Annotated in this window: 10 protein-coding genes and 1 pseudogene; 9 read left to right on the top strand and 2 right to left on the bottom strand. The window is 66.6% G+C overall.

Annotated elements, in window-relative coordinates; all coding sequences use genetic code 11:
• Nucleotides 1–102: 102 nt before the first annotated feature.
• The 8 genes and pseudogenes from BLW48_RS32005 to BLW48_RS31970 all read left to right on the top strand — a co-directional run.
• The gene (locus tag BLW48_RS32005; protein WP_093179643.1) at nt 103–1,707 is read left to right on the top strand and encodes an ABC transporter substrate-binding protein; all 1,605 of its coding nucleotides are present in this window, start codon (nt 103–105) and stop codon (nt 1,705–1,707) included.
• Between the two features lie 12 nt (nt 1,708–1,719).
• Nucleotides 1,720–2,697 carry an ABC transporter permease gene (locus tag BLW48_RS32000; RefSeq protein ID WP_093058462.1) on the top strand — a complete coding sequence of 326 codons (978 nt, stop codon included), beginning with the start codon at nt 1,720–1,722 and terminating at the stop codon, nt 2,695–2,697.
• A complete protein-coding gene (locus tag BLW48_RS31995; RefSeq protein ID WP_177142483.1) occupies nt 2,694–3,611 on the top strand; it encodes an ABC transporter permease in 918 nt (305 codons plus the stop codon). Before BLW48_RS32000 ends, BLW48_RS31995 begins: the two co-directional genes overlap by 4 nt.
• Nucleotides 3,611–4,657: an ABC transporter ATP-binding protein gene (locus tag BLW48_RS31990; RefSeq protein ID WP_093179642.1), complete on the top strand. Its 1,047-nt coding sequence runs from the start codon at nt 3,611–3,613 to the stop codon at nt 4,655–4,657. The genes BLW48_RS31995 and BLW48_RS31990 overlap by 1 nt, the downstream gene beginning before the upstream one ends.
• Nucleotides 4,654–5,691, top strand: a complete 1,038-nt coding sequence (locus tag BLW48_RS31985; RefSeq protein WP_093179640.1) for an ABC transporter ATP-binding protein — start codon at nt 4,654–4,656, stop codon at nt 5,689–5,691. Before BLW48_RS31990 ends, BLW48_RS31985 begins: the two co-directional genes overlap by 4 nt.
• A complete protein-coding gene (locus BLW48_RS31980; RefSeq protein WP_093179639.1) occupies nt 5,688–7,364 on the top strand; it encodes an amidohydrolase in 1,677 nt (558 codons plus the stop codon). The genes BLW48_RS31985 and BLW48_RS31980 overlap by 4 nt, the downstream gene beginning before the upstream one ends.
• Nucleotides 7,365–7,371: 7 nt before the next feature.
• Nucleotides 7,372–8,319, top strand: coding sequence for a CobW family GTP-binding protein (locus tag BLW48_RS31975; protein ID WP_093179637.1), 948 nt, complete (start codon nt 7,372–7,374; stop codon nt 8,317–8,319).
• Nucleotides 8,320–8,370: 51 nt separating this feature from the next.
• Nucleotides 8,371–8,820 (top strand): annotated as a pseudogene (locus BLW48_RS31970) (N-acetyltransferase family protein); the annotation flags it as partial.
• Between the two features lie 56 nt (nt 8,821–8,876).
• On the opposite strand, the gene BLW48_RS31965 reads toward BLW48_RS31970, so the two are convergent.
• Nucleotides 8,877–9,218 carry a hypothetical protein gene (locus BLW48_RS31965; protein ID WP_093058531.1) on the bottom strand — a complete coding sequence of 114 codons (342 nt, stop codon included), beginning with the start codon at nt 9,216–9,218 and terminating at the stop codon, nt 8,877–8,879.
• A 244-nt stretch (nt 9,219–9,462) separates the two neighbouring features.
• Here BLW48_RS31965 and BLW48_RS31960 point away from each other — a divergent pair, with 244 nt between their 5' ends.
• A complete protein-coding gene (locus BLW48_RS31960; RefSeq protein ID WP_093179635.1) occupies nt 9,463–11,364 on the top strand; it encodes a GspE/PulE family protein in 1,902 nt (633 codons plus the stop codon).
• A gap of 34 nt (nt 11,365–11,398) precedes the next feature.
• Here BLW48_RS31960 and BLW48_RS31955 read toward each other — a convergent pair whose 3' ends face one another.
• On the bottom strand, nt 11,399–13,024 hold the full coding sequence (locus tag BLW48_RS31955) for a phospholipase D family protein (RefSeq protein WP_177142482.1): 1,626 nt from the start codon (nt 13,022–13,024) through the stop codon (nt 11,399–11,401).
• Nucleotides 13,025–13,124: the final 100 nt, after the last annotated feature.

Below are 13,124 nucleotides of genomic sequence, written 5' to 3'. Positions count from 1 at the left end.
GCTCTTCGCCGGTGTGTACCAAGCGCCTATCTTCGACACAAGGTCTTCGCGTTGGCGTTGGCCGAATCCGATTGCCTGTGTCGAACTCTCCGAGGTCTTGTCATGCAGCTCCCGCTTTCTCTTTTCACGCGCCGCACCACACTGCTTTCCGCCGCGCTCCTGGCCGCGAGCACCCTGCTTCCGCTGCCCGCCTCCGCGGCCGACGAGCCCAAGCGCGGCGGCACGCTGGTCATCGGCAGCACGCAGACGCCCCGGCACCTGAACGGCGCGGTGCAGTCGGGCATTGCCACCGCCCTGCCCTCGACGCAGATCTTTGCGAGCCCGCTGCGCTTCGACGACAAGTGGAATCCGCAGCCCTACCTGGCCGAGTCGTGGAAGCTGGCCGACGACGGCAAGTCGCTCACGCTCAAGCTGCGCAAAGATGCCGTGTTCCATGACGGCAAGCCCGTTACCTCGGCCGACGTGGCCTTCTCCATCATGGCCATCAAGGCCAACCATCCGTTCACCACCATGCTCGGCCCGGTCGAGAAGGTGGAAACGCCCGATGCGTACACGGCCATCATCCGCATGAGCGTGCCGCACCCGGCCATCGTGCTGGCAATGTCGCCGGCGCTGTGCCCCATTCTTCCCAAGCACATCTACGGCGACGGGCAAGACCTGAAGAACCATCCGCGCAACACCACCGACGTGATCGGCTCGGGCCCCTTCCGCGTGACCGAGTTCAAGCCTGCGCAGCGAATCGTGCTGGAGCGCTTCGACAAGTTCTTCCTGCCCGGCAAGCCTTACCTCGACAAGATCATCGTCAACGTCACGCCCGACATGGCGAGCCTGGTGCTCGGACTGGAGCGCGGCGACATCCAGATGCTGCCCTTCGCCACGCTGCCCACCGACCTGAAGCGCTTCGCGAACGACCCCAGGGTGTCGCTCACGCCCAAGGGCTACGACGGCATCGGCCCGCTCAACTGGCTGGCCTTCAACACTGCGAAGAAGCCGCTGTCGGACGTGCAGGTGCGCAAGGCCATCGCCACGTCCATCGACAAGAACTTCATCACCAAGGCGCTGATGGGCGGCTTTGCCACCGTGTCCGACGGCCCGCTGGTGGCCAGCAGCCCCTTTGCCGTGCCCGACCTCGTGCGCTACCCGCTCGACCTGAAGAAGGCCGGCGAAATGCTCGACGCCGCGGGCTACAAGGCAGGCGCAGGCGGCGAGCGCTTCAAGCTCACCATCGACTACCTGCCCGGCGGCGACGACCAGCAGAAGAACGTGGCCGAGTACATCCGCGGCCAGCTCAAGAAAGTGGGCATCACGGTGGAGGTGCGCGCCTCGGCCGACTTCCCAGCCTGGGCCAAGCGCCTGGCCTCGCACGACTTCGACATGTCGATGGACGCGGTGTTCAACTGGGGCGACCCGATCATCGGCGTGCACCGCACCTACCTGTCGACCAACATCAAGCCCATTGTGTGGACCAACACGCAGTCGTACGCCAATCCGAAGGTCGACGAACTGCTCAACACCGCAGGCGGCCTGATCGACCCGACACAGCGCAAGGCCTACTACGCAACCTTCCAGAAGATCGTGACCGACGAGCTGCCCATCGAGTTCATCAACCAGGTGCCGTACCACACCATCACCAGCAAGAAGGTGGGCAACGTGCCGACCACCATCTGGGGGCCGCTGTCGCCGCTCGACGAGGTGTACATCAAGTAAGGCGGGCACGACATGGGCACGCTTCGCTACACCGCCTCGCGACTGCTCCAGGCCCTGGGCCTGGTGCTCGCGGTGGTGGTGCTCAATTTCGTGCTGGTGCACGCGGCGCCGGGCGACCCGGTGGAAACCATTGCCGGCGCCAGCGGCGGCATGTCGCCCGAGCTGATGGCGCAGCTGCGCACGCAGTACGGGCTCGACAAGTCGCTGCCGGTGCAACTGGGCGTGTACCTGGGCAAGGTGGCGCAGGGCGACCTGGGCTATTCGTACTTCTTCAACCTGCCGGTGACGAGCATGATCGCCGAGCGCGTGCCGGCCACGCTGCTGCTGGTGCTCAGCTCGGTGCTGCTGGCCTTCTTCGTGGGTACTGCGCTGGGCGTGCTGTCTTCGCGCAGGCCGAACGGGTTGCTGTCACAGTTCATCACCGTGCTGTCGCTGGTGGGCTTCGCCGCGCCGGTGTTCTGGCTGGGGATCATGCTGGTGATCCTGCTGGCATCGGTGTTTCCGATTCTTCCTGTCGCGGGCATGCGCTCCATCGACTCGACTGGCACCGGCGGCTTCGCGGACATGCTCGACGTGGCACAGCACCTGGTGCTGCCCACGCTCACACTGAGCCTAGTGTATCTCGCGCAGTACAGCCGGCTTGCGCGCTCGTCGATGCTCGACGTGCTGGGCTCCGACTTCATCCGCACCGCTCGCGCAAAAGGGCTGGCCGACCGCGTGGTGCTCTACAAGCATGCGCTGCGCAACGCACTGCTGCCGGTGGTCACGGTGCTGGGGCTGCAGTTCGGCAACGTGCTGGCCGGCGCCATTCTGGTGGAGACGGTGTTCAACTGGCCGGGCCTCGGCCGACTGGCCTTCGAGTCGGTGCTGCGGCGCGACTATCCGACGATTCTCGGCGTGCTGCTGTTCTCTTCCATCGTGGTGGTGGTGATGAACCAGCTCACCGACCTGTGCTACCGCTTCATCGATCCACGGATCAAGGCCTCATGAGCAAGGTGATCACGATGCCTACTGCTGCTGCTGCCGCATCTTCCAAGGCCCAGGCAAAACCCGCCGTGCGCGTCGAGCATCCGGGGGTGGAAGCGATGCGCATGTTCCTGCGCAACCCCGCGGCCATCGCCGGCATGGCGATGCTGCTGGTCGTGCTGCTCGTGGCCATTGCCGGGCCATGGGTCTACCCGGCCGATCCGTTCGAGATCAAGGCCGCGCCGCTCACGCCGCCCTTCAGCGAAGACGCCTGGCTCGGCAGCGACTACCTGGGCCGCGACGTTCTCACCGCGCTGATCTACGGCGGGCGCGCCACGCTGCTGGTGGGCGCGGTTGCCGCGTTGCTCTCGGTGCTGATCGGCATCACGCTCGGCGCCTTCGCGGGCTACTACGGCGGCAAGGTCGATGCGGCGCTGATGAAGCTGACCGAGTTCTTCCAGGTGCTGCCTGCGTTGCTGTTCGCGATGGTGGTGGTAACGCTGTTCTCGCCCACGCTGGTAACGGTGACGCTGGCCATCGGCATCGTGAGCTGGACCGGCACCGCGCGGCTCACGCGTGCCGAGTTCATGAAATTTCGCGGGCTTGAGTTCGTGCGGGCCGAGCGTGCCATCGGTGCACGCGACGCGCGCATCATCTGGAAGGTGATCTTGCCGAACGCGCTGCCGCCTCTGGTGGTGTCGGCCACGCTGGCCATCGGCGCGGCGATTCTGTTCGAAGCGGGCCTGTCCTTCCTCGGGCTGGGTGATCCGAACCAGATGAGCTGGGGGCTGATGATCGGCTCCAGCCGGCAGTACGTGCTCTCGTGCTGGTGGGCCGTGGCCTTTCCCGGTGCGGCGATCTTTATCACCGTGCTGGCCGTGAGCCTGATCGGCGACGGCCTGAACGATGCCCTCAACCCCAAGCTGAGGGAACGCTGATGACGAACGACGACGCATTGCTGCGCGTGCAGGACCTGCACGTCGAGTTCAAGACAAGGCGCGGCCAGGCGCTGGTGCTCAACGGGGTCGACTTCGAGATCCGCGCCGGCGAAACGCTGTGCGTGGTCGGCGAATCGGGCTGCGGCAAGAGCATGACGGCACTGGCGCTGCTGCGGCTCATTCCCTCGCCGCCGGGCCGCATCCGCGACGGCCGGGTGCTGTTCCAGGGTGAAGACCTGGTGCAGGCCACCGACGCGCGCATGCGCGAGGTGCGCGGCAACCGCATCTCGATGATCTTCCAGGAGCCGATGACATCGCTGAACCCGGTGTTCACCGTGGGCGACCAGATCGGCGAATCGCTTCAGCTGCATGCGGGCATGAACGCACGCGCAGCGAGGCAGCGCGCCATCGAGATGCTGCAGCAGGTGGGCATTCCCGCACCCGAGCGGCGCGTGGACGAGTACCCGCACCAGCTCTCCGGCGGCATGCGCCAGCGCGTGATGATCGCGATGGCGCTGGCCTGTCGCCCCGACATCCTCATTGCCGACGAACCCACCACTGCGCTCGACGTGACAGTGCAGGCGCAGATCTTCGACCTGCTGCGCGAGTTGCAGCGCGAGAAGGGCACGGCCATCATGCTCATCACGCACGACATGGGCGCGGTCGCCGAGATGGCCGACCGCGTGATGGTGATGTACGCAGGCCGCGTCATCGAACAGGGCACAACCGAGCAGGTGCTGTCGGAGCCCGGCCACCCCTACACGCGCGGGCTGATCGATTGCCTGCCCGAGCTCGGCAGCAGCGCAGCGTACGACGACGATGCGCGTGAAGACCTGGCCGAGATCGCAGGCGTGGTGCCTTCGATCTGGGAGCTGGGCACGGGCTGCGCCTTTCGAGAACGCTGCCCGCGCGCGATGGCACGCTGCGCCTCCGAAGTGCCGCCGATGTTCGCGCTGCACGGCAATGTGGCCGCTGGCGTGCCGCACGGCGCGGCCTGCTGGCTGCATGCCGAAGCTCTCGACCAACGCGAAAGAGAGGCCGCATGACATTCATCGGCAAGACCGACACGCTGCTTTCGGTCGATGACCTGAAGGTGCACTTTCCGCGCGGCAAGGCCGGCTGGGGCCGCACGCCCGAGGTGGTGAAGGCGGTGGATGGCGTCTCTTTCGAGGTGCGCCGCGGCAGCACGCTCGCGGTGGTCGGCGAATCGGGCTCGGGCAAGACCACGACCGCGCTCGCAGTGATGCGGCTGTCGCCCGTTACCTCGGGCCGCATGCGGCTTGGCGACACCGACCTGGGCGCGCTGCAGGGCGAAGCATTGCGGCAGGCGCGCACGCGCATGCAGATCATTTTTCAGGACCCGTTCTCCTCGCTCAATCCGCGCAAGAGGGCTGGCGCAGCGGTGCGCGCGCCGCTCGACCTGATGCGGGTGGGCACGCCGGAAGAACGCACGCGCCGCGTGGCAGAGCTGTTCGAGGCGGTGGGCCTGCGGCCTGAGCAGCAGCATCTGTTTCCGCACCAGTTCTCGGGCGGGCAGCGCCAACGCATCAACATCGCGCGGGCGCTGGCCACCAACCCGGAGCTGGTGGTGTGCGACGAACCTGTGTCGGCACTCGACATCGCCATTCGCGCGCAAATACTGAACCTGCTCGCACGACTGCAACGCGAGCTGGGCCTGACCTATCTCTTCATCTCGCACGACATGGCGGTGGTGGAGCACATCTGCGACGACATCGCGGTGATGTACCTCGGCCAGATCGTCGAGCGCGCGCCGCGGCGCAGTTTCTTTGCGCGGCCGCTGCACCCGTACAGCGTGGCGCTGATGTCGGCCGTGCCCACGGTGAGCGGCGGGCGGCGGCGCGCGGCAAACCGCATCAAGCTCAGCGGCGATCCGCCGAGCCCCATCAACCCGCCGCAGGGCTGCCGCTTTGCCGGCCGCTGCCCCGTGGCGGAGCCGGCCTGCGCGGCCGAACTGCCGCCGCTGCGCGAAGTCGCGCCCGATCATTGGGTACGCTGCAGGCGCGTCGATGTCGTCGACGGCTTGCCGCGCCCTCCTCTTTCGATTCCCATATCGCCATGAGCACCAGCAACACCACCGTCTACCCCGCCCGCAAGATCATCACCATGAACCCGATGCAGCCGCACGCCACTCACGTGGCGGTGCGCGACGGCCGTGTGCTGGCCGTCGGCGCGCTGGCGGACATTCAGGGCTGGGGCCCCTTCACGCTCGACGAGAGCTTTGCCGGCAAGGTGCTGATGCCCGGCCTCGTCGAAGGCCACTGCCACCTGAAGGAAGGCAGCATGTGGGACTGGACGTACCTCGGCTGGTTCGACCGCCGTGACCCCGAAGGCAAGGTGTGGAGTGGCCTGCGCTCGATGGACGAAGTGGTATCGCGCCTGAGCGAAGTGGCCGCGAAGATGACGGCCGATGGCGTACCCGACACCGAGCCGCTCATCGCCTGGGGGTTCGATCCCATCTACTTCGGCGGCGAGCGCATGACGGTGCAACACGTCGACTGCGCGAGCAGCACGCGCCCCATCGTCATCGGTCACGCCAACGGGCACCTGATGAACGTCAACAGTGCGATGTTGAGCATCGCCGAGATCACGCGCGACAACGAGGTCGAAGGCGTGGTCAAGTTCGCGGACGGAGCCAGCGAAGGCGAGCCCACTGGCGAGTTGCAGGAACCGGCCGCCATGTTTCTTGTGCTGCGCAAGATCGGCAACGCCGGCCTGCTCGCGCCGATGACCGAAGCGGGCGTGCGCTCCTTCGCGCGGCTGGCCTGCCTGCAGGGCGTGACCACCGCGACCGACCTCGTCAACAAGCTCACGCCTGAAGACTGCGGCGTGCTGGAGACGGTGACGCAGGACGACGGCTTCGGCGTGCGCATATTGCCCGCGTTCCAGGCCTTCCACGGCACGCATGGCGCCGCGCAGGGCGCGGAGCATGTGAAGGGCCTGATGCCGCGCAACACCGACCGCCTGCGCTACGGTCTCGTGAAGATGATGCTCGACGGATCGATCCAGGGCTTCTCGGCGCGGCTGCGCTGGCCGGGGCATTTCAACGGCGCACCCAACGGCATCTGGGTGACCGCTCCCGCACAGTACGAGGCCGACTTCGAGACCTATCACCGGGCCGGCCTCACCATCCACACTCACACCAACGGCGACGAGGCCAGCGAGGTGGCCATCGACGCCATCGGCCGCGTGCTCGCGCGCGCCCCGCGCCCCGACCACCGCCACACGCTGCAGCATGGCCAGATGATCGACGCGCCGCTGTTCCGCCGCATGGCATCGCTGGGCCTGTGCGCCAACCTCTTCGCCAACCACATCTGGTACTGGGGTGACCAGCACTACGAAATGACCATGGGCCCCGACCGCGCGAACCGGCTCGACGCCTGCGGCAGCGCGCTGGCGGCTGGCGTGCCGCTGGCCATCCACTCCGATGCGCCCGTCACGCCGCTCGGGCCGCTCTTCACCGCATGGTGCGCCGTGAACCGCATCACGCCCAAGGGCCGGCTGCTGGGCGAGGCCGAGCGCATCAGCGTGCCGCAGGCACTGCGCGCCATCACGCTCGGTGCGGCGTGGACGCTGAAGCTCGACGGCGAGATCGGCAGCATCGAATGCGGCAAGCGCGCCGACTTCTGCGTGCTGGAAGACGATCCGCTGGAGATGGACCCGATGACGCTGAAGGACGCGCGCGTGTGGGGCACGGTGCTGTCGGGCCGCGTGTTCGAGGCGCAAAGAGGCTGAAGGCCACATGACGCCGAAGAAGAAGCGCCTGCCGCTCACCGTCATCGGCGGCTTCCTGGGCGCGGGCAAGACCACGCTGCTCAACCGCTGGCTGCGCGAGGCGAACGGCCTGCGCATGGCGGTGCTGGTGAACGACTTCGGCGCCCTCAACATCGACGCCGGACTCATCGCCGCCACGCACGGCGACACCACCGCGCTGACCAACGGCTGCGTGTGCTGCCAGATCGGCGACGACCTGGGGCGGGCGCTGGTGGACGTGATCGAGGCGAAGACGCCCTTCGACGCGGTGGTGATCGAGGCCAGCGGCGTGTCGGACCCGTGGCGCATCGCGCAGATCGGCATGGCCGCGCCGGAGCTGAGCCTCGAAGGCGTGATCGTGCTGGTGGATGCGAGTGCGGTGGCCCAGCAGTCGGCAGACCCATTGCTGGCGGACACGCTGGTGCGGCAGCTGAAGTCGGCCGACCTCGTGGTGGTGAACAAGGCCGACCTTGCATCCGCCGAGGCGCTCGCTGGGGCCAGAGCGTGGGTCGGTGCGACGGCGCCGGGCACGCCATGCATCGAGACGACGGAATCGGCGGTGCCGCTGGCGCTGCTGTCGGGGCTGCCGCATGCGGATGTGGCTCCGCATGTCTGCGGTCATGACTGTCACGATCACCACGGTCATGACAACCCCGATCACGGATCGTTGTTCCAGACGTGGAGCGCGCTGCCCCAAGCCGCGATTCCCGCCGCCACGCTGCGCGCCTGGCTGCGCGAGGTGCCGCCGGGTGTCTTGCGGCTCAAGGGCTTGCTGCGCACTGGCGACGGTGAATGGTCGGAGGTGCAGTTCGCCGGCCGTCACGGCAGCTTGCGCAAGGCCGCGCCGCCCGCCGATGACACGCGCCCCGGCGTTGTCGCCATCGGCCTGCGCGGACAGTTGCCTGAAGAAGCGCTGACGGAGTTCTTCGCGCCCTGAGTCCGGTCATGTTGCAATCGCATGTCTTTCAACGTGCAGACCACCGACGCCATGACCTCCTCCCTCCTGATTCGCCCGCCGACGCCGCAAGACTACGCGGCATGGAAGCCGCTCTGGGACGGCTACAACGCTTTCTACGGACGCGAGGGTGCGACCGCGCTCGCCGATGAAATCACGCAGGCCACCTGGCAGCGCTTCTTCGATGCCTACGAGCCGGTGCACGCGCTGGTCGCCGAGCGAGATGGCCAACTGGTCGGGCTCACGCACTACCTCTTTCACCGCAGCACCACGCGCCTGGACCCGACCTGCTATCTGCAGGACCTGTTCACGCTGCCGTCGGAGCGTGGGCGTGGCGTTGGCCGCCAGCTCATCCAGGGTGTGTACGAGCGCGCGAAGGATGCAGGCGTGCATCGCGTGTACTGGCAGACGCACGTGACCAACACAGCCGGCCGCACGCTCTACGACAAGGTCGCGACGCACGATGGGTTCATCGTGTACGGCTGGGTTCATCGTGTACGGCACGCTGGTCTGAGACCGCGGGGCCTTCGGTACCCGACTCAGTACTTGATGGTGACGCCGGCCTTCACGCCGTTGTTGTTCTTGCCGTCCGACGACAACCCGCCCGAGAGCGACAGATTGCCGCCGGTGCTTCCGCCCAGCGAGTAAGTAGGCCGTGGCATGGAGGTGTCGGTACCGATGTAGGTGCCGCTGCCATCGGGCCGCAGCACGCCGACCGTGCCCCCCTTGACGGTGGCCGATGTCTCGGTCGGGTTGACGTTAGGCGCGACGTAGACGGAGCCCTTCTCGTCGCTGTCGACGGGCACCTTGACGGGCTCGGCCTGTGTGGAAGCGCCGAGCGCGCTCAGCCCCAGGGTCGTTGCAAGGATCAATTGACGCATCGGGGCCATGTTTGGGCAGATGGCGGGCAATCCGCGTAGGACTAAAGGAGATTCGGGGTGCGAACCACGGCCGAGAAGGTGTCGCCCCCGGCGAGGGGCAGGCGAAGCGACACGAAGTGCGCGAAGCCTTGGGGGCATTTCATTGCAGCATTGAGAACTTGTGTACTCAAGGGTCAAGCTGGTGGCAAGTGCATCGATCACGCTCTACGATTGCCTGTCCGCAATCCAGACAGGAGATCGCCCCATGCCCCCCATCGAAGTCGTCATGCCCGAGCAGTTGCATAGCGCGCTCGAAGCCCAGAGCCGCACACCGATCGCACGCATCGGCGAAGCGCTGACATCGCTGGGCATGATCACCGACGAGCAGCTTCGCGCGGGGCTGGCGCAGCAAAAGCTGGAGCCCACCGTGCCGCTGGGCGAGACGCTGGTGCGCATGGGCGTAGTGAGCCGCGGCCAGCTGCAGACCGCGCTGGTGCGCAAGATGGGCTACCCCCTCGTCAACCTGCATCTGTTTCCCGCTGCTGCCGAGGCGTTGCGCAAGCTCCCGTATGCGGTATCGCGCCGCCTGCAGGTGATGCCGCTGATGCTGCACGAAGGGCGCCTCGTCGTAGCGATCGACGACCCGACCAGCCGGCATTCGGCACTCGACGAAGTGGAGTTCATCGCCCAGATGAAGGTCACGCCGGTCGTGGGGCAATGCCTCGACCTCGACGGCGTGCTGCGAGCGGTGTACGAAAAGATCGGCGAGCACACGGCCTCCGCTCCCGGCGCCTTCTCGTCCAGCCTCGATCCCAGCCAGCCGCTCGATTTCGACATGGCCGGCACCAGCGAACTGCTGCAGACGCTGGAGAAAGAAGGCCCCGCCGCGCCCACTTCCGACGCGCCTATCGAGCAGTCTGACAACTCCCTTGTGCGCATGATCAACAGCATGATCCTCGAGGCGCATCGCGAGGGCGCGTCGGACATTCACATCGAAAGCTACCCCGGCCAGGAAAAAACCCGCATCCGCTTTCGCCGCGACGGCCTGCTCTACACCTACCTGGAGCTGCCGCCGAGCTACCGCAACGCCATCGTCGCGCGCGTGAAGATCATGTGCGACCTGGACATCAGCGAAAAGCGCAACCCGCAGGACGGCAAGATCAACTTCGCGAAGTACTCGCCGCAGCACCGCATCGAACTGCGCGTGGCAACCATTCCCACCAACAACGGGCTCGAAGACGTGGTGATGCGCATCCTGGCATCGGCCAAGCCCATTCCCATGAGCGAGCTGGGCCTGTCGCCGAACAACCTTGCGCAGCTGACCAAGGCCGTCGAGCGTCCCTACGGCATGGTGCTGTGCGTGGGGCCCACGGGCTCGGGCAAGACGACGACGCTGCACTCGGCGCTGATGCACATCAACACGCCGGAGCGAAAGATCTGGACGGCGGAAGACCCGGTCGAAATCACGCAGGCCGGGCTGCGGCAGGTGCAGATCAATCCGCGCATCGACTGGACCTTTGCCAAGGCGCTGCGAGCCTTCGTGCGCGCCGACCCGGACGTGATCATGGTCGGCGAAATCCGCGACGAGGAAACCGCGAAGACCGCCATCGAGGCCTCACTGACCGGCCACCTCGTGCTGTCGACCCTGCACACTAACAGCGCGCCCGAAACCGTGACCCGACTGCTCGACATGGGCATGGACCCGTTCAACTTCGCAGACTCTCTGCTGGCCGTGCTCGCACAACGGCTGGTGCGCCGCCTGTGCAAGCAATGCACCAGCAGCAAGCCCGCAAGCCCCGAGACCGTCGACGAACTGCTGGACGACTACATGCACGCCTTCGGCGCGCAGCAGCACGATGCGGCCCAGCGGCAGGCGGTGCGAAGCGACTGGGTGCAGCGATACGGCCGCGACGGGCACCTGCACACCTACACCAGCACCGGCTGCAAGCATTGCGGCGACACCGGCTTCAAGGGGCGCGTGGGTATCCACGAGCTGATGACCATGTCGAAGACGCTGCGCCGCCTGGTGCAGACCGGCGCACGCGCGGAGGAGCTTCAGCAGGCTGCCCTGCAGGAAGGCATGCGCACGCTGCGGCAGGACGGCATCGAGAAGGTGCTGGCCGGTCAGACCACCATCGAGGAAGTGCGCGCCACCAGCAACGTGTGAGAGCGGTAAGGGCGAGCCCGCGAACGCAGAGCCGCTACAGCTGGCTCTGCGGAATGAACGGCGCGATCAACCGCAGCTTGAAGCGCTGCCACGCCGAGGTTTCGGGCGGCACGTCGTAGGCCGTTTCCTTGCCGTCCTCGTCTTCTTCTACCCACTCGACGTTCCGGCCGGTGGCGTCGAGCCGCAAGCGGTAGGAGCTGCCCGCATCCGCGAAGCTCAGCAGCTGTCGCGCCATCTCGGGGCTGTCGATGATCACGCCCAGTTCGGTGTTGAGCCGGGCCGAGCGGGGGTCGAGGTTCATCGAGCCGAGGAACACCTGCTTCTGGTCGACGATGCCGTTCTTCATGTGCAACGCGCCCGTGCGGTGGCCGAAGATGCCGTACTTGCCGCGCTTCACGCTCAGCGTGGGGCTCAGCTCGTAGATGGTCACGCCGGACTTGAGCAGTTCGTGGATGTGCGGCCAGTAGCCCACGTACACCCATGGCTCGTCGGTGGACGCAAGCGAGTTGGTGACCAGCGACACGCTGATACCCTCGGCCTGCGCCCGCGCCAGGTTGGCCACGGCCGCATCGGACGGAACGAAATACGGCGACACCATCTTGATGCTGGAGCGCGAAGTCTCGAACCAGCGGATGACGCCTTCGGTCACCGTGCCCTTGATGGAGTTCTCGCGCTCGTTCAGGCCCTCGGTCTTGGTGAGCGGATCGAACAGCACGCGCGCATTGGCCCACAGCAGCGGGCTCAACTGGTGCTCGGCCAGCTCGAAAGGCAGGTTCAGCATGGGCACCATGTCGAGCGGCACGACGGAAGGCTCGTTTGCGCTGGCGTTGAGGATCTTGCCGTCCAGCGGGATTCGGAACGCCTCGGGCGGCTTCGCCGTGGCGGTGAGCGCTTCGAAGTTCTGCTGCAGTTGCGCGGGTGTGAGCCTGCTGCGAGCGATCTGGCCCACGGGGTAGACGACCTCGCTGTTCCAGTAGTGGTCGAACTCGTTCGACAGTTCGCGCACCACCGGGCCGGCCGCGAAGACGTCCATGTCGACGAAGTTGCTGCCGGCGGCATTCATCACGTATTCGTCTGCCATGTTGCGACCGCCCGCCACGGCCGCGGCGTTGTCGGCCACGAACAGTTTGTTGTGCATGCGCCGGTTGATGCGGTCGAAGTCCAGGCCCGAGCTGATGAAGCGCGTCACGTCGCTGCCGCGCCCGCCCGGAAACGGGTTGAACAGGCGCACCTGCACGTTCGGATAGCTGGCGAGCGCCAGCAGCAGATCATCTTCGCCAGTGGTGTAGAGGTCGTCGACCAGCAGCCGAACGCGCACTCCGCGCAGCGCGGCGTCGCGTAGCTCGCGCATCAGGGCGCGGCCGGTGTTGTCCGCGGCCAGCAGGTAGTACTGCACGTCGAGGCTGCGGGTGGCGAGCTTCGCCATTGCGATGCGGGTGGCGAAGGAAGTGGGGCCATAGGGCAGGAGCTGGAAGCCCGAGCGGGTATCTTGAGGCAGCACCTTCTGCGTGATCGCGCTCAACGGCGTGGCCGAGAAATCTGCGATGGCGTTGACAGGCTGTTCCGGCACCCGGGGCGGCAGGCTGGAGCAGGCGCTCATCAGCAGCGAGAGGGCAAGCGCCAGTGCGGCAGGCAGCGCACGCCAGCATGCAGTGATCATTTTTCTACTCCCGGCTCGGTTGGCACATCACATCCCGTGCGAATGATCCGGCTGGGAGTATGACGCGCTCAACCTGACGCCGAGCCTTGCCGGAGCCGGA

The organism is Variovorax sp. YR266, assembly GCF_900107295.1.
Taxonomy (GTDB): Bacteria; Pseudomonadota; Gammaproteobacteria; order Burkholderiales; family Burkholderiaceae_C; genus Variovorax.
The sequence above is the reverse complement of the archived record's forward strand: the minus strand, read 5'-3'. Positions and strand labels throughout refer to the sequence as shown.

Coding starts and splice junctions, on each gene's coding strand:
- BLW48_RS32005 (WP_093179643.1), top strand. CDS start 103: ATGCAGCTCCCGCTTTCTCTTTTCACGCGCCGCACCACACTGCTTTCC.
- BLW48_RS32000 (WP_093058462.1), top strand. CDS start 1,720: ATGGGCACGCTTCGCTACACCGCCTCGCGACTGCTCCAGGCCCTGGGC.
- BLW48_RS31995 (WP_177142483.1), top strand. CDS start 2,694: ATGAGCAAGGTGATCACGATGCCTACTGCTGCTGCTGCCGCATCTTCC.
- BLW48_RS31990 (WP_093179642.1), top strand. CDS start 3,611: ATGACGAACGACGACGCATTGCTGCGCGTGCAGGACCTGCACGTCGAG.
- BLW48_RS31985 (WP_093179640.1), top strand. CDS start 4,654: ATGACATTCATCGGCAAGACCGACACGCTGCTTTCGGTCGATGACCTG.
- BLW48_RS31980 (WP_093179639.1), top strand. CDS start 5,688: ATGAGCACCAGCAACACCACCGTCTACCCCGCCCGCAAGATCATCACC.
- BLW48_RS31975 (WP_093179637.1), top strand. CDS start 7,372: ATGACGCCGAAGAAGAAGCGCCTGCCGCTCACCGTCATCGGCGGCTTC.
- BLW48_RS31965 (WP_093058531.1), bottom strand. CDS start 9,218: ATGCGTCAATTGATCCTTGCAACGACCCTGGGGCTGAGCGCGCTCGGC.
- BLW48_RS31960 (WP_093179635.1), top strand. CDS start 9,463: ATGCCCCCCATCGAAGTCGTCATGCCCGAGCAGTTGCATAGCGCGCTC.
- BLW48_RS31955 (WP_177142482.1), bottom strand. CDS start 13,024: ATGATCACTGCATGCTGGCGTGCGCTGCCTGCCGCACTGGCGCTTGCC.